The sequence below is a fragment of the Methyloversatilis discipulorum genome (assembly GCF_000385375.1).
Classification (GTDB): domain Bacteria; phylum Pseudomonadota; class Gammaproteobacteria; order Burkholderiales; family Rhodocyclaceae; genus Methyloversatilis; species Methyloversatilis discipulorum_A.
Window position 1 is genome coordinate 3,826,494 of sequence record NZ_ARVV01000001.1, and the last position, 24,596, is coordinate 3,851,089.

A 24,596-nucleotide genomic window follows, 5' to 3' on the forward strand; every position below is an offset into this window, starting at 1 on the left:
ACGTGTAATCGACATGCTTCAAATCGTTACCGGACGCGCGCCAGACTCCAGACCCGCTGTCACACCCTGCATTCTGGTTGCCGGCCGTCGCCCGGCTTGTAGGAATCGGCGAAGGCGGGCGGCGGCGGCGGCCGACGTCACCTGCCCGAGTGGCCGATCGACAAGGAAAGTGCGAGCTGTCAGCGATGCCGCGCGGCGCGGAAACGCGCCAGTTCGCGAGCCGTGTGCGATGTGGCAGCGTGCGCCAGCAGATCGGCCGGCGCACCGGCCGCCACCACGCGACCGCCGCCGTCGCCGCCTTCCGGGCCGAGATCGATGATCCAGTCCGCCTCGGCCATCAGGTCGAGGTCGTGCTCGATCACCACGACCGAATGGCCGGCATCGACCAGCCTGTGCAGCACGCCGATCAGCTTGGCGATGTCGGCCATGTGCAGGCCGGTGGTCGGCTCGTCCAGCACGTAAAGCGTGTGCGGATTGCCGCGGCCGCGCCGCGCGTTGGCGGGGTCACTGGCGTCGGCCGGCGACTTCGCCAGTTCGGTCACCAGCTTCATGCGCTGCGCCTCGCCACCGGACAGCGTCGGGCTGTGCTGGCCCAGCGTCAGATAGCCCAGCCCCACCTCCTGCATCAGCTTCAGCGTGTCGGCGAGCTTGCGATGGGCAGCGAAGAATTCGACTGCCTCGTCCACGCTCATCGCCAGCACGTCGGCAATGCTCTTGCCGCGCCAGATGACCGCGCGCGTTTCCAAGTTGAAGCGCGCGCCGTTGCAGGCCTCGCACAGCACGCGCACGTCCGGCAGGAAGGACATTTCGATCTGCCGCAGGCCCTGCCCCTCGCACACCGTGCAGCGTCCTGGGCCGGTGTTGAACGAGAAGCGCGCGGCGGTGAAGCCGCGTTCGCGCGCGTCCTGGGTGTCGGCGTACAGCTTTCGTATCTGGTCCCAGAAGCCGATGTAGGTGGCCGGGCAGGAGCGCGGCGTCTTGCCGATCGGCGTCTGGTCGACTTCGAGCACGCGGCCAAGCGCGCCCCAGCCTTCGATGTCGGCGCAGCCGGTCAGTGTGGCCTTGGGGTCGTTCAGCCGCGCAGCCACGCCATCGCGCAGCACGTCGCGCGCAAGTGAGGACTTGCCGGAGCCGGACACACCGGTCATCACCACCAGCCGACCGAGCGGCACCTGCACGTCCATGCCCTTCAGGTTGTGCAGCGTGGCGCCGCGCACCAGCAGCGACGGCGTGTCGTCGGTGACCGGCCGACGCGCCCTGAAACTGTGATCCAGCGGGCGGGCGAGGAAGCGGCCGGTGATGGATTCCGGCTGCTTTGCCAGATCGCTGGCGTGGCCTTCTGCGATCACCTCGCCGCCGAGCCGGCCGGCGCCCGGGCCGAGGTCGATCACGTGGTCGGCGCGCAAGATCGTGTCCTCGTCGTGCTCGACCACCAGCAGCGTGTTGCCCTTGTCGCGCAGCTTCACCAGCGTGTCGAGCAGTACCTGGTTGTCGCGCGGATGCAGGCCTATGGTCGGTTCGTCCAGCACGTAGCAGACGCCGCGCAGATTCGAGCCGAGCTGGGCCGCCAGCCGGATGCGCTGCGCCTCGCCGCCGGACAGCGTGGGCGCCGCACGGTCCAGCGACAGGTAACCGAGGCCCACTTCGCTGAGGAAGTGCAGCCGGCTGTTCAGCTCCGCGATCACGTCGCGCGCGATCTCGCCCTCGCGGCCTTCGAGCGACCAGCCGGCGATGGCGGTCTGCAGCGCCGACACCGGCTGCGCACTCAGCTGCGCGATGGACTGGCCGAACAGCTTCACGTTACGCGCGACCGGATTCAGCCGCTCGCCGTGGCAGGCCGGACATTCTTCCGGTTCCCCTTCCTGCCACTCGTTCCAGGTCGCTTCCTCGCCGGTCTGTTCGGCGTCGAAACCCTGCAGCTTGAGGCCGGTGCCCATGCACTTCGGACACCAGCCGTGCTTGGAGTTGAACGAGAACAGGCGCGGGTCGAGCTCGGCGAAACCGGTACCGCAGCTCGGGCAGGCGCGCTGGGTCGAGTACACCTCGACGGTCGGCAGCGGCGCGTCCGGCTGACCGAGGCGGTCCAGCGGCGACATCAGGTGCAGCACGCCCTTGCCGTGTTCCAGCGCCTGCCGCACCGCGTCGCGCAGCGTGCGCTCGTCACGCTCGTTCACGACGAAATCGCGGATCGGCAGTTCTATCGTGTGTTCCTTGAAGCGGTCCAGCCGCGGCCAGGGCGAGGTCGGCAGGAATTCGCCATCGACCCGCAGATGGGTATGACCGTGCGACTTCGCCCAGCGCGCCAGTTCGGTGTAGTAGCCCTTGCGGTTGATCACCAGTGGCGCCAGCAGGCCGATATGCTGGCCGCGCCGCTCGCGCAGGATGCGCGCCACCATCGCGTCCTCGCTCTGCGGCGCGATCGCACAGCCGCAGTCCGGGCAGTGCTGCACGCCCAGCTTCACGTACATCAGGCGCAGGAAGTGGTAGATCTCGGTCTGCGTGGCCACCGTGCTCTTGCGACCGCCGCGGCTGGTGCGCTGCGCGATCGCCACCGCCGGCGGAATGCCGAACACGCCGTCGACGTCGGGCTTGCTCTCCGGCTGCACGAACTGGCGTGCGTAGGCGTTCAGCGACTCGAGGTAGCGCCGCTGCCCCTCGCCGAACACGATGTCGAAAGCGAGCGTCGATTTGCCGGAGCCGGACACGCCGGTCACCACGGTGAAGCGCTCGCGCGGAATGTCGACCTCGATGTTCTTCAGGTTGTGCTCGCGTGCACGGTGCACGACGATGCTGTTCGCGGCGCGGGCACGCAATGCGCTGTGCGCCGCGTCCTGCTGCTCGACCGGCGCCACCTCGTGCGCGGCCTGCGAGAAGGTATCCGCCAGCCGGTACTCGGCCAGCGCGCGCCCGGTATGCGATGCAGCGCAGCCGATGATCTGCGCCGGCGTGCCTTCGAACACGAGCTGGCCGCCATCCTCGCCCGCCTCGGGACCGAGGTCGATCAGCCAGTCGGCCGCCGCGATCACGTCGAGGTTGTGCTCGATCACCAACACCGTGTGGCCGGCGTCGAGCAGCTTGGCAAAGGCGCCGAGCAGGCGTGCGATGTCGTCGAAGTGCAGGCCGGTGGTCGGCTCATCAAGCAGGAAAAGCTTTCCGCCCTCTGCAGAACCTTTCTTCGCGCCCTTGGCGCCTTTCACGTTCGCCGCCTCGGCCAGGAAGCCGGCCAGCTTCAGCCGCTGCGCCTCGCCGCCGGACAGCGTGGGCACCGGCTGGCCCAGTGTCACGTAGTCCAGACCGACGTCGATCAGCGCCTGCAGGCCGTTCACCGCCGCGTCGACGTGGCGCTTCAGCGTGCGCTCGTGCGTGGCCAGTTCGGACAGCCAGTCGCGCGCGTCGCGCACCGTCATCGCCAGCACCTCGGAAATGCTGCGCCCGTCGAGCCGGATCTCACGCACTTCGGCGCGGTAGCGGCTGCCGTCGCAGTCCGGGCAGCGCAGGTACACGTCGGACAGGAACTGCATTTCGACGTGTTCGAAACCGGTGCCGCCGCAGGTCGGGCAACGGCCCTTGCCGGCGTTGAACGAGAAGGTGCCGGCGGTGTAGCCGCGCTGCTTCGCCTCGGCCTGCAGCGCGAACAGTTCGCGCATCGGGTCGAAAGCGCCGACGTGGGTGACCGGGTTGGAGCGCGCGCTCTTGCCGATCGGCGACTGGTCCACCATCACCACGTCGGCGATATGTTCCAGCCCTTCGAGTGCGTCGTGTTCGCCGGCCGCTTCGGTCGGCCGGCCGTAGTGCTTCAGCAGCGCCGGGTGCAGCACGTCCTGGATCAGCGTGGACTTGCCGGAGCCGGACACGCCGGTCACCGCGACCAGCCGCCCGAGCGGGATGGCGATGTCGACGTTCTTCAGGTTGTGCGCACGCGCGCCGCGCAGCAGCAGGCGCGGCGTGACGGCATCGACCGCCCGGCGGCTGCCGAGCGCGGCATCGACCTTGCGGCGGCCAGCCAGGTAGTCGGCGGTCAGCGTGTCGGCGCCGGCCATCGCGGCCGGCGCGCCGTCGAACACGATGTGCCCGCCGCGCGTGCCGGCACCCGGGCCGATGTCGAGCAGGCGGTCGGCGTGACGCATGATCTGCGGGTCGTGCTCGACCACCACCAGCGTGTTGCCGGCGTCCTTCAGTCGCTGCATCACGCCGATCACCCGCTCCATGTCGCGCGGGTGCAGGCCGATCGACGGCTCGTCCAGCACGAACAGCGTGTTCACCAGCGACGTGCCGAGCGCGGTCGTCAGGTTGATGCGCTGCACCTCGCCGCCGGACAGCGTGCGCGACTGCCGGTCGAGGTTCAGATAGCCCAGGCCGACCGTGCACAGATAGCCGAGCCGGGTACGGATTTCCGCCATCAGTTCTTCGGTGGCCGAATCCAGCGGCGGCGGCAGGACCAGCGCGTCCATCATCGCGCGCAGCTTCACCACCGGCCAACGCATCAGGTCATGTATCGACTGGCCTTCTATCTTCCACAGCGCCGCGTCCGGCTTGAGCCGGCTGCCGCCGCAGGCCGGGCACGGCGTATAGGCCCGGTAGCGCGACAGCAGCACCCGGATGTGCATCTTGTAGGCCTTGGTTTCCAGCCACTCGAAGAAGTGACGCACGCCATACCAGGTACCCGGCCAGGACTTCTGCCAGCTCTTCCATTTCGGGTCGCCTTCGAGCACCCACTGGCGGTGTTCAGGCGACAGCTCGTTGAACGGTACATCGAGCGGCACACCGTACTTCGGCGCCAGCTTTTCCAGGTCGGTCTGGCACTCGTTGTAGGACTCGGTCTGCCAGGGCTTCACCGCACCGCCGCGCAAGGTCTTGCGGCCGTCCGGAATGACCAGGCCGAAATCGATGCCGATGACGCGGCCGAAACCGCGGCAGGTTTCGCAGGCGCCGATCGGCGAATTGAACGAGAAGGTGGCCGGCATGGCCGGGCTGTAGGCGATGTCGCAGTCGGCGCAGTGCAGCGTGTTCGAGAAGGCCCAGCGCTCGCCGCCCTCGCTGTCCAGCAGCTGCACGTGCATGCGGCCGTGACCGAGCTTCAGCGCCGCCTCGACCGCCTCGGCGATGCGCGATTCGCCGGCATTGCCGGCGCGGAAACGGTCCTGCACGACCTGCAGCACATTGCCTTCGCGCGCGTGGATGCGGGTGTAGCCCTGGCGCTCCAGCCAGCCCTGCACTTCGGCGTCGGTGAAGTTGTCGGGCACGGTGACCGGCGCGGTCACCGCCAGCCGCGGATCACCGGCGGCTGCGGCACGTTCGGCGATCCGGTGTGCGATGCGGTCGGCGCTGTCGGCCTGCACCGGCTTGCCGCAGCAGCGGCAGTGCAGCGTGGCCACCCGGGCAAACAGCAGTTTCAGGTGATCGTTCAGTTCGGTCATCGTGCCGACCGTCGAACGCGAAGTGCGCACCTGGTTGGTCTGGTCGATCGCGATGGCCGGCGGCACGCCTTCGATGCGGTCCACCTGAGGCGCGTCCATGCGGTCGAGGAACTGCCGCGCGTAGGGCGAGAAGGTTTCGACGTAGCGGCGCTGGCCTTCGGCATACAGCGTGTCGAACACCAGCGAGGACTTGCCGGAACCGGACACGCCGGTCACGACCGTGAGCTTGCCGAGCGGAAAGTCGACGTCGAGGTTCTTCAGATTGTTCTGCCGCACGCCACGCAGGCGGATGGCGGCTTCGGGCGCGGCGGCCACGGGACGATAGCTTTTGCGGGACACGATGGACGGAGTTCGGTGAGTTGGTCGCGAGCTTAGCAGCGACGACGGATTCTGCAGGCGCGGCGCCAACGGCGATGGGCAACCGGGCACGCGCCGGCGGTCGACACCGCGGCCGCGATCGCGTGCAATCAGCGTTCCCGTGGCCGCAGGAAGTCCGGCATGTCGGCCGGCGCGGCCCTCCAGAACGGTACCGTGCGCGCGGCGTCGATATCGGCCTCCAGCCATTCGATCGGGATCGCGTAGCGCTCCTCGCCGGCGGTCTTCGCGACGAAGGCGAGGATGCCGACCAGTTCGCCGGCCACGTTGAACAGGCCGCCGCCGCTGTCACCGATCGCGAATGGCACGCTCACCTGCATCACCGGCGCGCCGTCCATGTCGAAGGTCTTGTCCAGCGCGCCGACCAGCAGACGCACATCCACGCCGTAGGCGCCATTGAAGCCAAGCAGCCGGTCACCCGGCTTCAGGTCACCGGCACGGGCGATCTTGGCCGCCGGGGCCGCCAGTTCCGGCACCGACAGCACGCACAGGTCGCGCCAGTCGTCGCGGCGCAGCACGCTGGCGGGCTTCGCCACGTACTGATAACTGGCCTTCAGCGACTTCGCGCCGGCGATCACGTGACAGGCGGTCGCCACCCGCTGCCCCGGCAGTACGACGCCGCTGCCGATCGAAATGGAGCCGTCCGGCTGTTCCGCCTGCACCCGCACGGTCGTCTGGATAGCGGTGGCGATATTCATCGCCTGCGCCGAACAGGCGGTAAAGGCGAATCCGAGGGCGGCGATCGTTGTTCTCATAGCGGGCTCCGGTCGGCAGGCTCAAATGCTGGCTGCGCTTCCGACTTCGGCCCACGCACTTGGTTTCATCGGTGGGCGCCAATGGTATGGTCGGGAAAAATCGCGGAGAAAATGCGCATGCGGCTGACGATGAACACGCAGATCCTGATCGGCGCGCTGGTCGGCGTCGGTCTTGGCCTCGCCCTCGGCGCGCAGCCGGACAATGCCACGACACGCGTGCAGGGGCTTTACCTCGCCGGGCTGATCGGCGGCATCTTCATCGCGCTGCTGAAGATGGTGCTGGTGCCGCTGGTGTTCTCGTCCATCGTCGTCGGTGTGGCCCACCTGCGCGAGCACGGCAACATCCGCCGCGTCTGGGTGACCACGCTGCTGTTCTACCTGCTCACCGTCACCATCGCCGTCATTCTGGGCATTACGGCGGCCAATGTATTCAAGCCCGGCGCCGGCATGCACCTCGACATGTTCGCCGACGCGCTGGCCGGCTTTCAGGCCAAGCAGCTGCCGTTTCCCGACTTCGTCCAGCAGTTCCTGACCGGTCTGTTCAAGAACCCGTTCTCCGCACTGGCCGGCGGCGACATCGTCGCGCTGGTGGTGTTCGCGCTCATCCTCGGCATCGCGCTGGTGCAGGCCGGCGACCGCTACCCGATCATCAATCGCGGCATGGAGGAGATGCAGGACCTGTCGCTGCGCATCGTCGGCGCCATCATGAAACTGGCCCCTTGGGGCATCGCCGCGCTGCTGGCCAGACTGATCGCGACACAGGATCTGGCGCTGCTGGAGACGATGGCGCGCTTCGTCGCGGTCGTGCTCGGCACCACGCTGTTCCACGGCGTCGTCGTGCTGCCCGGCCTGCTGTGGCTGATCACCCGCGTCACACCGCTGGCGCTGTGGCGCGGCGGCCGCGAATCCTTCCTGACCGCGCTGGCCACCAGCTCCAGTTCTGCAACGATGCCGATCACGATGCGCGTGACGCAGACGAACTTCGGCGTGCGCCCGGCCACCGTCGGCTTCGTCGTGCCGGTCGGCACGACGATGAACATGGATGGCACGGCGCTGTACGAGGCGGCCGCAGCGCTGTTCATTGCCAGCCTGGTCGGCATCGAACTGAGCGCCGGCCAGCAGATCGTCGTCTGCGTGATGTCCATGCTGGCTGCGGTCGGCGCACCGGGCATCCCGAGTGCCGGCATGGTCACGATGGTGATGGTGCTGCAGTCGGTCGGGCTGCCGGCCGAGGCGATCGCCATCCTGCTGCCGATAGACCGGCTGCTCGATGCGGTCCGCACGGTAGTCAATGTCGAGGGCGACATCGTCGGCAGCATCGTGGTCGACCACGTCGCCGGCGCAGACGCGCCTCACGATCCAGCGAATCTTGAGGCGCGCGCCTGAGGGGCGCATTTATGATGCAGTGCACGAACACGCCTTCGCGATGACCGCCATGGACCCGACCCCCGCCACCTCGCCGGGCGCACCGCGCCCCGGCCCGCTCTTCCCCTGGATGCGTCTCGACCCGGCGTTGCAGTTCCTGCTGATGATAGGGCTGGCCGCGGTGCTGGCCCTGCTGTCCTGGGCCTTCGCCGACTCGCGCGCGCCGCAGGCCATGCATCTGGGCCTGCTGGCCGGACTGGCCGGCTTCGCCGCCACCGCCATCGGTGCGGCACCGGCGCTGGGCCTGCGCTCGCTCGGCCAGCGCGGCTCCGACGTGCTGCTTGGCTTCGGTGCCGGCATGATGCTGGCCGCCTCCTCGTTCTCGCTCATCGTGCCCGGCCTGGCAGCAGGCGAAGACCTGACCGGCTCGCGCAGCCTGGGCGCAGCGGTCGTGGTGACCGGCATGGCGCTCGGCGTCTGGCTGATGATGATGCTCGACGCGATGACGCCGCACGAACACGAGCACTGCGGCAGTTGCGGCCCGGAAACGCGGATGGGCCGCGTCTGGCTGTTCGTGAACGCCATCGCGCTGCACAACCTGCCGGAAGGCATGGCGATGGGCGTGTCCTTCTCGCAGGCGGACATGGCGGTCGGCCTGCCGCTGTCGACGGCGATCGCGATACAGGACATTCCGGAGGGCCTCGCCGTCGCGGTCGCGCTGCGCGCGGTCGGCATGTCGCCACTGAAGGCGGTGGGCATCGCGGCGCTGAGCGGCTTCATGGAACCGCTGGGCGCGCTGATCGGCGTCGGGCTGTCCAGCAGCTTCGCGCTGTTCTACCCCGGCGGGCTCGGCCTCGCCGCCGGCGCGATGATTTTCGTCGTGTCGCACGAAGTCATCCCGGAAACCCACCGCAACGGCCACGAGAAAGCGGCCACGCTGGGGTTGATGGCGGGTTTCATGGTGATGATGGTGCTCGATACGACCCTGGGCTGACGGCCCAACTCCCGCCGCGATCCGGGCGTTTTTTTCGTGGGAGCGACCTCTGGTCGCGATGCGGCTTCGGCAGGCCGCAGGCTTCGATTCAGGCCGTATCGCGAGCAAGCTCGCTCCCACAAACGCCCGGCCCCGCTCAGTTACCCGGCGTCACGCCATTAGGCAGCAGCACCCACATCCGGCCCTGCTGCTTCATCTTCCCCGCCAGGGCGCCGGCTTCCGGGCCGAAACCCCAGAAGAAGTCTGCGCGTACGCCGCCCTTGATGGCGCCGCCGGTGTCCTGCGCCATCATGAGCCGGCGCAGCGGCTGGCTGCTGTTCGGGCGCGTGGTGTCCAGCCACACCGGCGCGCCGAGCGGGACGCTGCGCGGATCGATGGCGACGACGCGGCCGCTGGCGATGGGTACGCCCAGCGCACCAAGCGGACCTTCGGGCAGGCCGGGCGCCTGCTTGCCTATCGGCAGTTCGCGGAAGAACACATAGCTCGGATTGGCCGCCATCATGGTCGCCACGCGCGACGGATTGGCGCGCGCCCATTCGCGTATGCCCTGCATCGACGCCTGTTCGAGCTTCAGCTCGCCCTGGTCCACCAGCCAGCGGCCGATGGACTGGTAAGGGTGACCGTTCTGGTCGGCATAACCGACGCGCACCCGACTGCCGTCCGGCAACTCCACCTGCCCCGAACCCTGCACCTGCAGGAAGAACACGTCGATCGCGTCGGCCGCCCAGAACAGCGCCTTGCGGTCGAGTTCGGCGGCGCGGGCATCCAGTTCGGCACGCGTCCAGTAGGGCACGACCTTGCGACCATCGAGCCGGCCGCGCAGCCGCATGTTCTTCAGATCGGGATGCACGCTGGCCAGATCGATCACCAGCAGGTCGTCCGGCACGGCGTGAATCGCGTACTTGTATGCGCCGCCGCGCGTGCGGCTGGCCTTCAGCAGCGGTTCGTAATAGCCGGTGACCAGGCCCTGGTCGCTGCCGTCGCCATTGAGCAGCTGCCAGGGGCGGAAAAAGGATTCATAGAACGCCCGCACCGCGGCGCGGTCTGTCGCATCGAGCATGACCAGCGCGGCGCAGGGCTCCGCCCAGCCCGGCTTGTTCGCCACCGCGCTGCACGATGCGCGCAGCGCCGGCAGGGATTCGCGCAGGTCGTCGTCGCTCCAGCCTTCGAGCGCGACCCAGTCGGCCGCCACCAGCTTCGGTGGCAGCGGCTTCGCCTCGGGAGCCGGCGGCGGCGGACACACCGGGCATGCGGCGCAGGCCGGGCATGCCGGACAGCTCTGCGGAACGGGCTGTGGCGCAGGCGGACACACCGGGGCGGCGACCGGCGCCGGCTCCACGCGGGGCGCCGGCTTCGGCGTGCCGGCACAGGCCGCCAGCAGCAAAGACACACACATCAGGACACCTGCGCTGCGCAGGCGGATTTGCTGGAACATCGGGATTTATTTAGATTGGTGCGCCCGCGAGCGCCGAGTGCGCAATGATAACGAGCACCCGCCCGAGAGGCGGGTGCGACGACAACGAAAGCTTCATTCCCATGTGGTTATTCCTGCTTGAAGCCGGCACCGCGCTGGCGCTTTTCCTGTTCATCCTGTGGTGGACCCTGCCCAAGAAGGAAAAGGACTCCGCCGACGACAACGGCACCACCCCGTCCGGCAACAAGGAGGGTGACCGTGAACAACCGTGATGGTTTCGAAAGCCTGATTGCGCGCGCGCACGCGCTGTTCGACCGGCTGGAGCAGATCCTGCCGCCGGCACCGGTCGAACCGGACTGGAAGGCGATCGCCTTCCGCTGGCGTCGCAGCAACGGCCGCGGCCGGCTGGAAGCGGTCGCCCATCCGCACAAGCTGCGCCTGACCGACCTGCGCGACATCGACGTGCAGAAAGCGCGCATCAAGGCCAACACGCAGCAGTTCGTCGATGGCAAACCGGCCAACAACGTGCTGCTGACCGGCGCCCGCGGCACTGGCAAGAGCTCGCTGGTGAAGGCGCTGCTGAACGAATACGCGAAGAAGGGCCTGCGTCTGATCGAGGTCGACCGCGACGATCTGACCGACCTGCCGGACATCACCGACCTGATCGCCAGCCGGCCCGAGCGCTTCATCATCTACTGCGACGACCTGTCCTTCGAATCCGGCGAACCCGGCTACAAGGCGCTGAAGAGCATTCTGGACGGCTCGGTGTCGGCGGTGCTCGACAACGTGCTCATCTACGCAACGTCCAATCGCCGCCACCTGATGCCCGAGTACTTCTCGGAGAACCGGGAGGCGAAGCACGTCGACGGCGAAGTGCACCCGGGCGAGGCAATCGAGGAAAAGGTGTCGCTGTCCGAACGCTTCGGGCTGTGGCTGTCCTTCTACCCCTTCGACCAGGACGCCTACCTGAACATCGTGAACCACTGGCTCAAGAGATTCGGCCTGAGCGCAGCCGACATCGAAGCGGCGCGCAGCGCCGCGCTGCTGTGGTCGCTCGAACGCGGCGCCCGCAGCGGCCGCGTCGCCTGGCAGTTCGCGCGCGACTGGGCGGGGCAGCACGCCGCGCGGGGCAAGTAATGAGCGAACGCAAGCAGGTGGCCGTGGCAGCCGCCGTCATCTTCCGCGACGGCACTCAGGGTCGCACTGAGGGCCGGGAATTCCTGCTCGGCCAGCGCGCGCCCGGCACCTTCTACCCGGGCTACTGGGAATTCCCGGGTGGCAAGGTGGAAAAGGGCGAGGCGCCGGCCGACGCGCTGAAGCGCGAACTGGACGAGGAACTGGGCATCCACGTCGAACACTGCACGCCGTGGATCACGCTGACACACGAGTACGAGCACGCCCACGTGCGGCTGCACTTCTTCCGCGTCGAGCGCTGGAGCGGCCGCGTGCATGACCACGTGCACAGTGCACTGGCCTGGCAGACGGCCGACGCGCTCACCGTGTCGCCGATGCTGCCGGCCAATGGTCCGGTAATGAAATCGCTGCGCCTGCCGTCGCGGATGGCGGTGACACACGCCTTCCAGATCGGCACCGCCGCCCAGCTCGACGCAATCCACCAGGCCTGCCGCCGCGGCCGGCTGCTGCTGCAGATCCGTGAACCGGTGCTCGACGCGCCGGCGCTCGGTTTCGCGCGTGAGGCGATACGGATTGCGCACGAACATGGCTGCCCGGTGGTGCTGAATGGCAGCTTCGAAATGGCGAAAGAGCTCGGCGCCGACGGCGTGCACCTGAAGGCCGCCCAGCTGGCGGGGCTCGCCGCGCGGCCCGATTTCGAGTGGGTGGGCGCCTCCTGCCACACGGCGGACGAGCTGGCGCAGGCGGTTCGCCTGGGCCTGGACTACGCAGTCGCCGGTTCGGTGCTGCCGACCGCCAGCCACCCGGGTGGCGACACATTGGGCTGGGACGGCCTCGCGGCGCTGGTCGCCGGCAGCCCGCTGCCGGTGTTCGCCATCGGCGGCCTCGACGACAGCCATCTTGCGCGCGCCCAGGACTGCGGCGCGCACGGTATCGCCGCCATCCGCGGCGCCTGGGTGCTGTAAACAATGGATCGCCGCCGCTTCCTGCTGCAGCTCGCCGCACTCGCCGTCCTGCCGTCGCAACTGCGCGCGGCGGAAGCGGACTATTCGCGCGGGCTGCTGTGGGCGGTGCACAGCGGCAACGCGCCGGTGAGCCACCTCTACGGCACGCTGCACAGTGGCGATCCGCGCGTACTTGCGCGCGCGGCGCCGCTGCGCGCACGCATTGCCGAGGCCCGTCTTTTCATGCCGGAACTGGTGACCGACGCCGAAGCGGTGTCCATCTACCAGGCGGCCAGCGTCTATGGCAGCGACGACCTGCCGCGCCGGGTCGGCCGGGCGAAGTGGCCGCGCATCGAAAAGATGCTGGCGCTGCACGGCGTCGATTCGCGAGTCGCGGTGCGGCTGCGCCCGTGGGCGGCGCTCTTGACGCTGCTGCAGCCGGTGGCCGCGCAGCAACCGTCGCTCGACGAAGCGCTGATCTCGCTGGCGCGCGCGCAGAAGGTGACCGTGCGGCCGCTGGAACAGGTGCAGGAGCAGATAGACGCCATCGCGCTGCTGCCGGAGAAGACCCAGATCGCGCTGCTGATCGACGCCGCACGCCGGCACGACCGCCTGCAGGCCGCGATCGAACCGATGACCGTCGCCTGGCTGGCCGGCGAGGTGGGCGAACTGTCGCGCATCAACAGCGGGCTGATGTCCGAAGACCCGGCGCTGCGCGAGCATGCCCGGCTGTTCATGCAGTCCCTGCTCGGCGCGCGCAACGCCCGCTTCACCGAGCGGCTGCTGCCGGAAATTCAGGCCGGCGGCGTGTTTTCCGCCTTCGGCGCCTCCCACCTTGCAGGCCCCGACGGCGTGCTCGCGCGCCTCGCTGCGGCAGGCTGTCGAATTGAATCAGTGACTTGACGCTCCAGTTTTTAACAATCGTGCCGTTATCCAGACACGATGAATCGTCCGACACGGGCATCCCGCCCGGTACGGATGCACAGGAGACGAGCCATGATTTCATTCAACCGTATGTCGGTTGTCAGCCAGCTCTCGATTTCGATCGGCCTGCTCTGCGCGGTCATTTTTGTCGCACTGATTGCGGTCGTGTCGGTATCGAGCAATCGCGCTGCGATGGAGCAGACCCAGAGCGCCCTCGGCGATCAGGCCGACGCGACGGCAAAGCTGCTCGATCTGAGCTACGAGAACGCACTGGCCAATGCGGCCAAGGGCATGGCGGCGCTGAAGGGCGCCCTGGGCACCGTCACCGTTGACGACGACACCGTGGCCATGGGCAAGTATCCGGCCGTGCGCGTGGCGCGTGCGGGCGGCAACGTACTCAACGGTGACGAAGCCCGGATGAAATCAACGCGGGATCTGATCGGCGCCGATCCGGCCGTGATGGTGCGCGTAGGCGACGAATTCGTCCGCGTGGCGACACTGCTCAAGGACGCCGAGGGCCGTTCGCAGGCCGGCGTCGCGATCAAGAGCGGACCGGATACCGCGGCACTGCTCAAGGGCGACAGCTACCAGGGCGTGGTGATGCGCAACGGGCGCTTCTACATTTCCTCGCTCGAACCGATCAAGGACGCCGCCGGTCGCGTGGTCGGCGCGCTGTCCGCACGCGTCGACGTGCAGCAGGGCATCGATCAACTGTTCGAATCGCTGAAGTCCATCCGTGTCGGCGAAACCGGCTACATCCACGTGCTCCGGCCGGGCGAAAGCGCCGATGACACGACCATGCTGTTCCACCCGGTGCACGCCGGCAAGACGGTGAAGGAAATCGGCAACGACACGCTGACCCGCATCATCGGCGAACAGATCAGCACGAAGAATGGCGACCACATCTACGACTGGCCGCGCGAAGACGGCTCGCTGGCGCCGAAGATCGCGGCCTACCGCCTGTCGGACAACTGGGGCTGGATCGTATCGTCCGGCGCTCACGTCGAGGAATTCACGCGCTCGAACATCCAGCTGCGCAATCTGCTGATCGGCATCTGCGTCGCCTCGGCACTGATGTTCGCCGCCCTGACCTGGTGGCTGGCACGCAGCCGGCTGAGCCGCCTGAACAAGGTGTCTGCCGCGATGACCCGGCTCGGCAACGGCGACTTCAGCCAGCGCCTTGACGTGGTGACTGGCACGACGCACAACGAACTGGACCTGATTTCAATCCAGATGAACGAAGCGACGCGCAAGACCGCCGCGCTGATCACCGCCACCGCCGAGGCGGCGCGGGCGGTCGGCAATGCGGCGCGGGAACTGCGCGCCGGATCGAGCGAAGTAGTGAATGGCTCGACCGAGCAGAGCAGTGCGGCCGCCGGCCTGGCAGCCGCGATCGAGGAACTGTCGGTCAGCATCACGCACGTGGCCGACAGCGCCGGGGTCGCCGACGGCATCACGCGCGAGGCGCGCAGCGCTGCCTCCCAGGGCGAACAGAAGCTGTCCAGCATGGTCGAGGGCATGCAGCGCATCGCCGCCGAGATCGGCGACGCCTCGTCGGCAGTGACCGATCTGGCCGGTCGCACACGGGAAATCTCGAACGTCGGCCGCATCATTCAGGAAATCGCCGAACAGACCAATCTGCTGGCGCTCAACGCGGCAATCGAAGCGGCGCGCGCCGGCGAATCCGGCCGCGGCTTTGCGGTCGTCGCCGACGAGGTGCGCAAGCTGGCCGAGCGCACGGCCGCGTCGACGCAGGAGATCGCCAATATGGTGAGCAGCGTGCAGGCGGACGCCGACAAGGTGGTACGCCGCATCGGCGAGGTCAGCGGTCAGGTCGGTGCCGGCGTGACGCTGGCCACCGAAGCGGGCGAGGTGTTGCGCGTGATCAGCGAACAGAGCGAACGCACCGCTGCGGCGATGAAGGAAATCGCCGCCGCGACGCGCGAGCAGAGCAGCGCCAGCCAGTCGGTGGCGCAGGGCGTCGAACGCATCGCCGGCATGGCCGAGCAGAACGCAGACATCACCCGTCGCGCCGACGGCCAGACACACGGGCTCGAAGTGCTGGCCGGCCAGTTGCAGGACAACGTCGGCCGCTTCGTGGTCTGAGCGCCGCCAACCGGACCCCCGCGTCTTGTCCAGCCTGCTTCGATCCAGCCTGCGCCGACGCGGCGTCATCTGGATATTCTGCCTGCTGGTCATCGCCGGCAACTCGGCCTGGGTGTTGCAGAGCATGGACACCCTGGTCGAGGCCAAGACCCCGGTCGAACACGTACAGAACCGGCTGCGCACCAGCCGCGTGCTGCTGGAAACGCTGCTCGAAGCGGAGTCCAGCCTGCGCGGCTACCTGCTGACCGGTGACCGGCGCTTCCTGCAGCCCTATCACAGCGCCCTGACCACACTGCAACGCGTACGCGGCGAGGTGTCGCGGCTGATGTCCGAAGACCCGGCACACGCGCGCCGCGTGCCGGAACTGGACCAGGCCATCGACGACAAGCTGGCCGAACTGGACGAGAAGGCGACGCTTTACATTCAGGGAGACCGTGAGGCCGCACTGCAGCGCGTGGCCGAAGGTCACGGCCGCGAGCGGATGGAACGGGTGCGTCGGCTGATGGACGACTACCGCACCGCCGAACAGGCCATCCTCGACGTGCATTTCGCCCGCCAGGCCGAAGCCATCCGCCACGCCTATCTCACCTTCACCATCTCGACCGCGATCAGCGTGCTGCTGGTCGTACTGGTCGCCTGGCTGATACGCAATTCGGCACGCAGCAGCGCGCAGGCAGAAGCGGAACTGCAGTCGCGCAACCATGCGCTCGCCGACGCACTGGACAGCACGGCACGGCAGAGCGCGCACAGCAACGCGCTGTCCGAACTCGGGCGCTTCCTGCAGTCGTCACGCGACATGGACGAGGCGATGGCGCTGCTCGACCACTACCTGCCCCAGGTCTTCGCAATACCGGCCGGCGCGCTCTACCTGACCGCCGCATCGCGCAACCAGTTGCGACTGGCCTGCCAGTGGGGCGACATTCCGAACGACGAGTTCTTCGAACCGGGTGACTGCTGGGGCCTGCGCCGCGGCCAGCCCTACACGCAACCGGATACCGAAGCACCCACCCGCTGCGCTCACCTGCACGCCCCCGAGAACGCCGGCAGCCGCTGCCTGCCGATCACCGCGCACGGCGAGGTGATCGGTCTGATCAGCCTGCATGGCCGCGGTCACGAGCACGCGCTCAGCGAAGAACAGCTGGCGCAGACGCTGGAGCAGGTGGCACTGTCCATAGGCAACCTGCAGCTGCGCGAGACGCTGCGCCAGCAGTCGGTGCGCGACGCGCTGACCGGCCTGTCCAACCGGCGCTACCTCGAGGAATCGCTGGCGCGCGAATGCGCGCGTGCGCAGCGCAAGAACCTGCCGGTCGCGGTATTCATGATCGACGTCGATCACTTCAAGCAGTTCAACGACAGGCACGGCCACGAAGCCGGCGACGCCGTGCTGCGCACGGTCGGCCGGCTGCTGCGCGACCATGCGCGCGAATCGGACATCGCCGCGCGCTACGGCGGCGAGGAATTCACGCTGGTGCTGCCGGAAGCCGACCGCGACGCCGCGCTTGCCCGCGCCGAAATGCTGCGGGCCGCCGTCGAGAACCTCGAACTGAGCTTTCATGGCAACGCGCTCGGCACGCTGACCGTCTCGATCGGCGTCGCCCTCTACCCGCGACACGGCCACTCGCCGACCGATCTGATGCGGGCCGCCGACCAGGCCCTGTACATCGCCAAGCGGAACGGACGCAATCGCGCACACCTGGCGGAGAGCGGCAGCCCGGCCATCGCCGCCTGAGCGTCGGCGGCGCAGCGTATACTCGCGCTCGCCCATACATCGACACACCATGCTCAGCTACCGCCACGCCTTCCACGCCGGCAATCCGGCCGACGTACTGAAGCACTTCGTACTGGTCGAACTGCTGCAGTACCTGAACCAGAAGGACAAACCCTACTGGTACATCGACACGCATGCCGGCGCCGGCGGCTATGCGCTGGACAGCGGCTACGCGGCAAAGAACGCCGAGTACGCCGAGGGCATCGGCAAGCTGTGGGCCGCGCCAGACCTGCCGGCGGCGCTCGGCACCTATGTCGACGTCGTGCGCGCCTTCAATGAAGGCGAGGCGCTGCGCGCCTATCCCGGTTCGCCGATGATCGCGCGCGCCCTGCTGCGCGAGCACGACCGGATGAAGCTGTTCGAACTGCACACGACCGACAACAAGCTGCTCAACGCCGCCTTCGCCGACGCCGGCCGCAGCGTGCGCATCGAGAAGCTGGACGGTTTTTCCAACCTGAGGTCGCTGCTGCCGCCGCCGCCGCGGCGCGCGCTGGTGCTGATCGACCCACCCTACGAAATGCGCGAGGACTACCGCTACGCCTTCGAAACGCTGCGCGACGCGGTCACCCGCTTTCCGACCGGCACCTACTGCCTGTGGTACCCGCAGCTGCAGCGCATGGAGTCACGCGACCTACCGGCCAAGCTCAAGCGCATGAAGATAGACGCCTGGCTGCACGTGTCGCTGACCACGCGCACACCGTCGCCCGACGGTTTCGGCATGCACGGCAGCGGACTGTTCATCGTCAATCCGCCGTGGACGTTGCCGGCCACGCTGAAGGCGACGATGCCCTGGCTCACGAAGACGCTGGCCATCGACGCCGGTGCGAAGTTCGAACTCGATTTCAAGATTCCGTAAGGCCCTGCCATGGTGCTGCAGACCTCGATCGACGCGATCACCCATGCCATCGGCCTCGCCGTAGCGCCGGTGTTCCTGCTCACCGCCATCGCCACGCTGATCACCACGCTGAACAACCGGCTCGGTCGCATCATCGACCGCCGCCGCGTCGTGCTGGCGCGCGGTGGCCAGCAATGCGAAGACGAAACGATGAGCAATGCCACCGAGCTCGAACTGCTGTCGCGGCGTGCGAAGCTGGTCTATCTGGCCATCCTGTTTGCCGTCGCCTCGGCGCTGATGGTCTGTCTGGTCGTGTCCTGCGCCTTCTTCGGCGTGCTGTTCACGGTAGTGCTGGCCGATCTGCTGGCCGGCTTCTTCGTGCTCGCCATGCTGGCGCTGATCACGTCGCTGAGCCTCTTCCTGCGCGAAGTGTTCGTCGCGGTCTTCACGGCCACCCACGCCAACCGCTGACACCCCGACACAATCGGCATCTAAAGCCCTCCAGAGCGCCGGCCGTTGACCCTGTGCACAAGGTCGACGGAGGGCTCCATGGCGATCAACACCTGCTACGGCGCCAGCGCGTCGGCCGATCCGGTCCGCGCGGTGGCCGAACTGGCGGCACAGACCGGCAGCACCGACAAGGACGGACTGCTGTTCTTCTGCTCGCCGGATTTCGACCTCGCGGCGCTGGGTCGCGAACTGGCGCGGACCTACAGGTGCCCGACGGTCGGCTGCACCTCGTCCGGCCACTTCGGCCCGGCAGGCTTCCAGCGCTCGGGCATCATCGGCGTCACCTTTTCGGGCGGCGGACTGCGCCTGCGCACCTATCCGGTGACCCCGCTGGCCGCCTACGTCGACCAGGTGAGCTGCATCGCCGAGGACATCCGCGCCCGGTCGGACGCGACACCCGATCTGAACCGCTTCGGCATGCTGCTGGTGGATGGCCTGTCGATGGCCGAGGAAAGGCTGGTCGCCGCGCTCTACCAGCACGTCGGCAACCTGCCGCTGATCGGCGGTTCGGCCGGCGACAACCTGAAGTTCGAACACACCTACGTCTACACGGACGGCCTCTTCCTGAGCGATGCCGCAGTGTTCACGCTGTTCGAGACCACCCATCCGGTGGCCACCATCAAGACCCAGCATTTCGCGGCCGGCGACACGGAGCTGGTCATCACGAGCGCCGACCCCGAGCGGCGCATCATTCATGAAATGAATGGCGAACCCGCCGCCACCGCCTATGCTGAAGCGATAGATCAGCGCATCGAGGCGCTGACGCCCGCGGTGTTCTCGCGCCATCCTCTGGTGCTGCAGCTCGGCGGCGATGCCTATGTGCGATCGATCCAGAAGGTGAACGATGACCTGTCGCTGTCCTGCTACTGCGCCATCGACGAAGGTCTCGTCGTATCGATCGGCCATGTACTCGACCCCTTGCAGACGGTCGCCGACGCGATGGCCGAGCTGCACCGCACGGTGCCCGATCCGGCACTGGTGCTCGGCTGCGACTGCATACTGCGTCGGCTGGAGTTCGAGCAGACAGCGATCGATGGCGACATGAGCAGCCTGATGGCAGCCAACCGGCTGTTCGGCTTCTACACCTATGGCGAGCAGTACAACGGCCTGCACGTGAATCAGACGCTGACCGCCGTGGCGATCGGAGGATAGACATGCCCAGCCTGCCACAATCCGATATCGAGGCGCGCCTGAGCGAACTGGAGCACAAGCTGCTCGCGCGCGACAAGACGATAGACGCCCTGAAGCGGCGCCTCGCCCAGCAGGACGAAGGCATGCGCAACTCGCCGTTCGCGCTGCTCGAACAGAACATCAGCCTGGCCAACGTGGTCGCCCGCAAGACCGGTGAACTTGAGCAGGAAAGACAGGCGCTGCAGAAAACGCTGGGCGAGCTGCGACAGACGCAGACGCAGCTCCTGCAGTCGCAGAAGATGGAATCGATCGGCCAGCTGGCCGCCGGCATCGCGCACGAGATCAACACCCCGACGCAGTACGTGGCCGACAACATGAGCTTCATCGACATGGCCACCACCTCGCTGCTGGCGCTGGCCGACCGCAGCGTCGCGGTGATCGCCGCCCTGCGTGCCGGCGACTCCGACCCCGCGCTGCTGGCGGACTTCGACGCCACCCTGCGCCGCACCAAGCTCGACTACCTGCGCCGGCAGATCCCGGACGCGCTCGCCCAGTCGAAGGAGGGGCTGGAACACATCGCGCGCATCGTCAGCGCGATGAAGGCCTTCTCGCATCCGTCGGGCGTCGACAAGGTCGCGGTGGACATCCGCGAGGTCATCGCAACCACGGTCACCGTCGCCCGCAGCGAATGGAAGTATGTGGCCGAGATCGAGACGCAGGTCGATGACGACCTGCCGGACCTGCCTTGCCGACGTGACCTGATCGGTCAGGCACTGCTGAACCTGGTCGTGAACGCCGCGCACGCCATTGCCGAAACGCTGTCCGAGGGCGTGCGCGACAAGGGACTGATCCGGATCACGGCGACACGCTTCGGCGACCGGCACATCGACCTCAGTGTCGCCGACGACGGCCCCGGCATCCCGCCGGACATACGCGAACGCATCTTCGAACCCTTCTTCACGACCAAGCCGGTCGGCAAGGGCACCGGACAGGGTCTGGCCATGGTCTACACCACTGTGGTCGACCAGCACGGCGGCGAAATCCTGTGCGAATCGGACGTCGGTCGTGGCACCCGCTTCACGATGCGCTTGCCGCTGTGCATCGACAACGACGAGGCAGCGTCATGCAGGTAGTGTTCGTAGACGACGAAAGCCGCGTGCTGGCCGGCATCGAGCGCACGCTGGTGATGCGCGAAACCGACTGGGCGTGCCGCTTCTTCACCAGCGGCCAAGCGGCGCTCGACGCACTGGAAACCGAGCCGGCCGACGTCGTCGTGTCCGACATGCGCATGCCCTTCATGGACGGCGCCGCACTGCTCGGCGCCGTGCGCGACCGCTGGCCGGGCACGCTGCGCATCATCCTGTCCGGCCAGTGCGACACCGCGTCGACGCTGCGCATGCTCGACGTCGCCCACCAGTTCGTATCCAAGCCCTGCGACAACGCGGTGCTGCTGGCCGCGGTAGAGGCGGCGCTGGCGCTGCGTGCGATGTTCCGCGACGCCTCGGTGATCGACGTGATCGGTCGCGTGAACCGGTTGCCCAGCGCGCCGCGCATCTTTGCCGAACTGACCCGGCTGCTTGCCGATCCGGCCAGCGACAGCCGTCACGTCGCCCGCCTGCTGAGCAGCGACCCCGCCCTCAGCGCGCGCATCATGCAACTGGCCGGTTCCGCCTACTTCACGCTGGGCGCGCGCATCACCAGCATCAACGACGCCATCACCCGTCTCGGCATCGATCAGGTGCGGCTGCTCGTGCTCGCCTCGCAGGTGTTCGCCGACGCCGCGACCGATCCTTTCGTCGATCACCTGCAGCGGCGCGCGCTGCAGGCGTCCTGCCTGGCCGACCGCATCACCGCCGGCCGCCGCGGCGGTGTCGCCGCCACGGCCGCGCTGCTGGCGCGCATCGGCCTGCTGGTGGAGCCGCTGCGCAGCGAAACGATGCAGGACGCCACCACCGTCTGCGACACACCGCTGCACGCCGCGGTCGGCGCCTATCTGCTGGGCCTGTGGGGCCTGCCGATGGACATCGTCGACGCCGTCGCGCGGCACACCCACCCGGATCGCGCAGCCGCCACCGGCTTCGGTCTGGCCGGCACCGTGCACGTCGCGGTCGCTCTGGCCAACGGCCAGACGCCGGACCTCGCCTATCTCGAACGCGCCGGCGTAATCGATCAGTGGCCGCAGTGGCAGGCCTACAACGCAGCACTCACCACGGACCATGACGATGACTGAAGACACCCTGCCGCGCGTGCTCTGCGTCGATGACGAACCGAACCTGCTGGCCGCGATGGAACGGACGCTGCACAGCCGATTCGACGTGGTGACCGCCAATGGCGGCACTGCCGGGCTCGACGCCATCCAACTCGGCGAGCCCTTCGCCGTCATCGTGTCGGACATGCGCATGCCGGGCATGGATGGCGCCACCTTCCTCGCACAAGCGCGCGAACAGGCGCCCGATGCCGTGCGCATCCTGCTCACCGGTCAGGCCGACGTCGAGTCGTCGATCGCCGCCATCAATCGCGGCGCCATCTTCCGCTACCTGTGCAAGCCCTGCCCGTCCGACGTGCTGATCGCTGCGCTGGACGACGCCGTGCGTCACTACAACCGCATGCGGGCCGAGCGCGAACTGCTCGAAACCACGCTCACCGCGGCGGTGAATACGCTGACTGAAGTGCTCGCCATGGTGGCGCCCTGGGCTTTCCAGCGCGCCACGTTCGCGCACTCGGCAGTGCAGCACGCGCTGTCGCGGCTGGACTGGTCGGACGGCTGGATCTACAGCATCGCCGCTGCGCTGAGCCAGCTCGGCTGCGTCGGCATACCGCCCGAACTGATGCAGGCCGATGCCGCGCAACGTCATCTCGGCCCCGACGAAAAGAAGCTGCTGCGCGAACACCCCGAGGTGGCGAGCCGGCTCGTGGCCGCCATTCCGCGGCTGGACCTGGCCGCCGAGATCATCCGCTACCAGTCCGACAACCCGCCGCCCGATGCGCCGCTCGAAGTGATCCGCGGTGCGCCGCTGCTGCGCGCTGCGCTCGAGCTTGAGCGCGACTGGTCGCGCACCAAGGCGACGCGCAGCCCGCGCGAAGTGCTGCGCGCCGTGCAGCCGCCGGTGCCCGACTACATCGTCAGGGCACTGGCCGACTTCCGCAGCGAGGTGAGCCACCACCGCGCGGCGCGCGTGCGCGACCTGGTGCCAGGCTGGGTCGTGGACGAAGACGTACGCTGCACGAACGGCATGATGGTGCTGTCGCGCGGCCACGAACTGACCGATACCGCGATCGCCGCGCTCAGTCGCCTGCTTGCAGCCCAGGCCATACGCGAACCGATACGTGTGCGCAGCCGCGCCGACTGATGCGCCGGCCGACCTGCATCACGGATCGCCGGCCAGCGCATTAAGAACGGTTAACAAATCATGCGCCGTTCGGCGCAGCGCGCCGGCCGATCTGCATCACGGGATTTGAACGCGCGCTGGCTACCCTGACCCTCACCTTGTCTTCTGCAAGGCGTTCATTCAATCAGGGAGTCCGACAATGCAGCCCCGCAAGCTCGCCATAGCCGCCGCCATTGGCCTGATGGGCGTTTCCGCCCAGCAGGCTTCTGCGGCCGACAACACCTACTTCGACAACTTCACCGCCCTGCCCGGCAACGTCGCCGCCGGCTCTCTGCCGGAAAGCGCGCCGCTGCAGCTGTCCTCGCCGTTGTTCTCGCAGAAGGTACTGGCCGACCGCGTCACGCAGCTCGCCAACGGCCAGTCGAACAGCGGCAACTGGGACATGATCACCGCCAACGAAACCGGCGCCGATGCTGGCCGCTATCTCTACGCCCCGTTTGAAACCGGCGCCGGTGGCGTGCAACGCACCGACCTGTGGACCGGCATCACCAAGACCATCGTGCAGTCGGGCACCCAGGGCTTCGTGGCTGGCGACTTCTCGCGCTGGACGCCGTGGGGCACCTACCTGACCGCAGAAGAGTCGTGGGGCAGCGGCAGCAGCAAGGGCCGTCTGTTCGAAGTGACGAACCCGCTGGCCGACACCGCCAGCGCTGACTTCGTGCATCGCAATGTGGTGCCGCGCGTGTCGCACGAAGGCGGTGCGTTCGACAAGAACAAGAGCTTCTACTTCATCGACGAATTCAACGGCGGCTCGATCTACAAGTACGTGTCGGCCGCACCGGGCGCGACCACCGGTGACAGCTACTTCGACAAGGGCCAGACCTTCGTGCTGAAGGCCAATGGCGGCAACAACGCCAACGCCGTCGGCGCCGCCAGCTGGGAAGCCATCACCACCGCGACCGGCACCCCGCTGGCCAGCACCGTGAACGCCATGGTGAACGTCGGTGGCGGCACCTTCTCGATGGACGGGCGTGCCGCAGCCGACATGGTCGGCGGCACCAACTACCAGCGTCCGGAAGATCTCGAACTGCAGGTGCTGGCCAACGGCGACGAAGTGCTCTACATCGCCACCACGACCACCCACGAGGTGTATTCGCTCAATCTGGCGACCAACGAAATGAAGCTGTTTGCCAGCCGGGCGACCTTCAGTTCGGTCACCGGTGCCGCCGTCGGCAGCGAATTCACCAACCCGGACAATCTGGCCATCGATGCCAACGGCAACATCTACATCATCGAGGACCAACCGGGCGGTCGTGCCGACATCTGGTTCGCGCAGGATGCGGACCGCGACGGCGTCGCCGAATCGCTGAGCCGCTGGGCTTCGCTATCGACCGAAGGTGCCGAGCCGACGGGCCTGTACTTCGACAAGTTCAACCCGAACGTCGCCTATGTGAACATCCAGCACCCGAACAGCGGCAACGACACGCTGCTGCAGATCACCGCGGTGCCGGAACCGGAAAGCTACGCCATGTTCCTGGCCGGCCTCGGTCTGCTGGGCATGATCGCGCGCCGCCGCACCCGCGTCTGAACGTCGC

18 protein-coding genes are annotated in these 24,596 nt (G+C 67.8%); 15 read left to right on the forward strand and 3 right to left on the reverse strand.

Annotation, left to right across the window (positions count from 1 at the left end):
• Window positions 1-179: 179 nt before the first annotated feature.
• Together uvrA and METRZ18153_RS0117790 are read right to left on the reverse strand one after the other, a co-directional pair.
• A complete protein-coding gene (uvrA, locus tag METRZ18153_RS0117785; RefSeq protein ID WP_198291220.1) occupies window positions 180-5,756 on the reverse strand; it encodes an excinuclease ABC subunit UvrA in 5,577 nt (1,858 codons plus the stop codon).
• Window positions 5,757-5,884: 128 nt separating this feature from the next.
• A complete protein-coding gene (locus METRZ18153_RS0117790; RefSeq protein ID WP_020166016.1) occupies window positions 5,885-6,547 on the reverse strand; it encodes a S1 family peptidase in 663 nt (220 codons plus the stop codon).
• A gap of 117 nt (window positions 6,548-6,664) precedes the next feature.
• Between METRZ18153_RS0117790 and METRZ18153_RS0117795 the strand changes: the two genes are divergently transcribed.
• Window positions 6,665-7,933, forward strand: coding sequence for a dicarboxylate/amino acid:cation symporter (locus METRZ18153_RS0117795; protein WP_043364320.1), 1,269 nt, complete (start codon window positions 6,665-6,667; stop codon window positions 7,931-7,933).
• A gap of 49 nt (window positions 7,934-7,982) precedes the next feature.
• Window positions 7,983-8,906 carry a ZIP family metal transporter gene (locus tag METRZ18153_RS0117800; RefSeq protein WP_232416084.1) on the forward strand — a complete coding sequence of 308 codons (924 nt, stop codon included), beginning with the start codon at window positions 7,983-7,985 and terminating at the stop codon, window positions 8,904-8,906.
• A gap of 136 nt (window positions 8,907-9,042) precedes the next feature.
• Here the strand turns inward: METRZ18153_RS0117800 and mltA are convergent, their stop codons facing one another.
• The gene (gene mltA / locus METRZ18153_RS0117805) at window positions 9,043-10,341 is read right to left on the reverse strand and encodes a murein transglycosylase A (protein ID WP_029143864.1); all 1,299 of its coding nucleotides are present in this window, start codon (window positions 10,339-10,341) and stop codon (window positions 9,043-9,045) included.
• A 101-nt stretch (window positions 10,342-10,442) separates the two neighbouring features.
• Between mltA and METRZ18153_RS21025 the strand changes: the two genes are divergently transcribed.
• The 13 genes from METRZ18153_RS21025 (at window position 10,443) to METRZ18153_RS0117870 (ending at window position 24,589) form a co-directional block, all read left to right on the forward strand.
• Window positions 10,443-10,592, forward strand: a complete 150-nt coding sequence (locus METRZ18153_RS21025; protein WP_020166020.1) for a hypothetical protein — start codon at window positions 10,443-10,445, stop codon at window positions 10,590-10,592.
• Window positions 10,579-11,457 carry an ATP-binding protein gene (locus tag METRZ18153_RS0117815; RefSeq protein WP_020166021.1) on the forward strand — a complete coding sequence of 293 codons (879 nt, stop codon included), beginning with the start codon at window positions 10,579-10,581 and terminating at the stop codon, window positions 11,455-11,457. Before METRZ18153_RS21025 ends, METRZ18153_RS0117815 begins: the two co-directional genes overlap by 14 nt.
• The gene (locus tag METRZ18153_RS0117820; protein ID WP_020166022.1) at window positions 11,457-12,419 is read left to right on the forward strand and encodes a Nudix family hydrolase; all 963 of its coding nucleotides are present in this window, start codon (window positions 11,457-11,459) and stop codon (window positions 12,417-12,419) included. The genes METRZ18153_RS0117815 and METRZ18153_RS0117820 overlap by 1 nt, the downstream gene beginning before the upstream one ends.
• Before the next feature lie 3 nt (window positions 12,420-12,422).
• Window positions 12,423-13,301 (forward strand): TraB/GumN family protein, encoded by an 879-nt coding sequence (locus tag METRZ18153_RS0117825; RefSeq protein WP_020166023.1) that lies wholly within the window; start codon window positions 12,423-12,425, stop codon window positions 13,299-13,301.
• A 93-nt stretch (window positions 13,302-13,394) separates the two neighbouring features.
• Complete coding sequence (locus METRZ18153_RS0117830; protein WP_020166024.1) at window positions 13,395-15,428, forward strand: methyl-accepting chemotaxis protein; 2,034 nt, start codon at window positions 13,395-13,397, stop codon at window positions 15,426-15,428.
• Between the two features lie 25 nt (window positions 15,429-15,453).
• On the forward strand, window positions 15,454-17,157 hold the full coding sequence (locus METRZ18153_RS0117835; protein ID WP_020166025.1) for a diguanylate cyclase: 1,704 nt from the start codon (window positions 15,454-15,456) through the stop codon (window positions 17,155-17,157).
• A 49-nt stretch (window positions 17,158-17,206) separates the two neighbouring features.
• A complete protein-coding gene (locus tag METRZ18153_RS0117840; protein ID WP_020166026.1) occupies window positions 17,207-18,052 on the forward strand; it encodes a 23S rRNA (adenine(2030)-N(6))-methyltransferase RlmJ in 846 nt (281 codons plus the stop codon).
• Between the two features lie 9 nt (window positions 18,053-18,061).
• Entirely contained in the window at window positions 18,062-18,502 is a 441-nt protein-coding gene (locus METRZ18153_RS0117845; RefSeq protein WP_020166027.1) for a DUF2721 domain-containing protein, read from the forward strand.
• A 78-nt stretch (window positions 18,503-18,580) separates the two neighbouring features.
• The gene (locus METRZ18153_RS0117850; protein ID WP_020166028.1) at window positions 18,581-19,693 is read left to right on the forward strand and encodes an FIST N-terminal domain-containing protein; all 1,113 of its coding nucleotides are present in this window, start codon (window positions 18,581-18,583) and stop codon (window positions 19,691-19,693) included.
• Between the two features lie 2 nt (window positions 19,694-19,695).
• Window positions 19,696-20,805, forward strand: coding sequence for a sensor histidine kinase (locus METRZ18153_RS0117855; protein WP_020166029.1), 1,110 nt, complete (start codon window positions 19,696-19,698; stop codon window positions 20,803-20,805).
• Window positions 20,796-21,902, forward strand: coding sequence for an HDOD domain-containing protein (locus tag METRZ18153_RS0117860; protein ID WP_020166030.1), 1,107 nt, complete (start codon window positions 20,796-20,798; stop codon window positions 21,900-21,902). The genes METRZ18153_RS0117855 and METRZ18153_RS0117860 overlap by 10 nt, the downstream gene beginning before the upstream one ends.
• Entirely contained in the window at window positions 21,895-23,022 is a 1,128-nt protein-coding gene (locus METRZ18153_RS0117865; protein WP_020166031.1) for a response regulator, read from the forward strand. The genes METRZ18153_RS0117860 and METRZ18153_RS0117865 overlap by 8 nt, the downstream gene beginning before the upstream one ends.
• Before the next feature lie 178 nt (window positions 23,023-23,200).
• Entirely contained in the window at window positions 23,201-24,589 is a 1,389-nt protein-coding gene (locus METRZ18153_RS0117870; RefSeq protein WP_020166032.1) for an alkaline phosphatase PhoX, read from the forward strand.
• Window positions 24,590-24,596 lie beyond the last annotated feature (7 nt).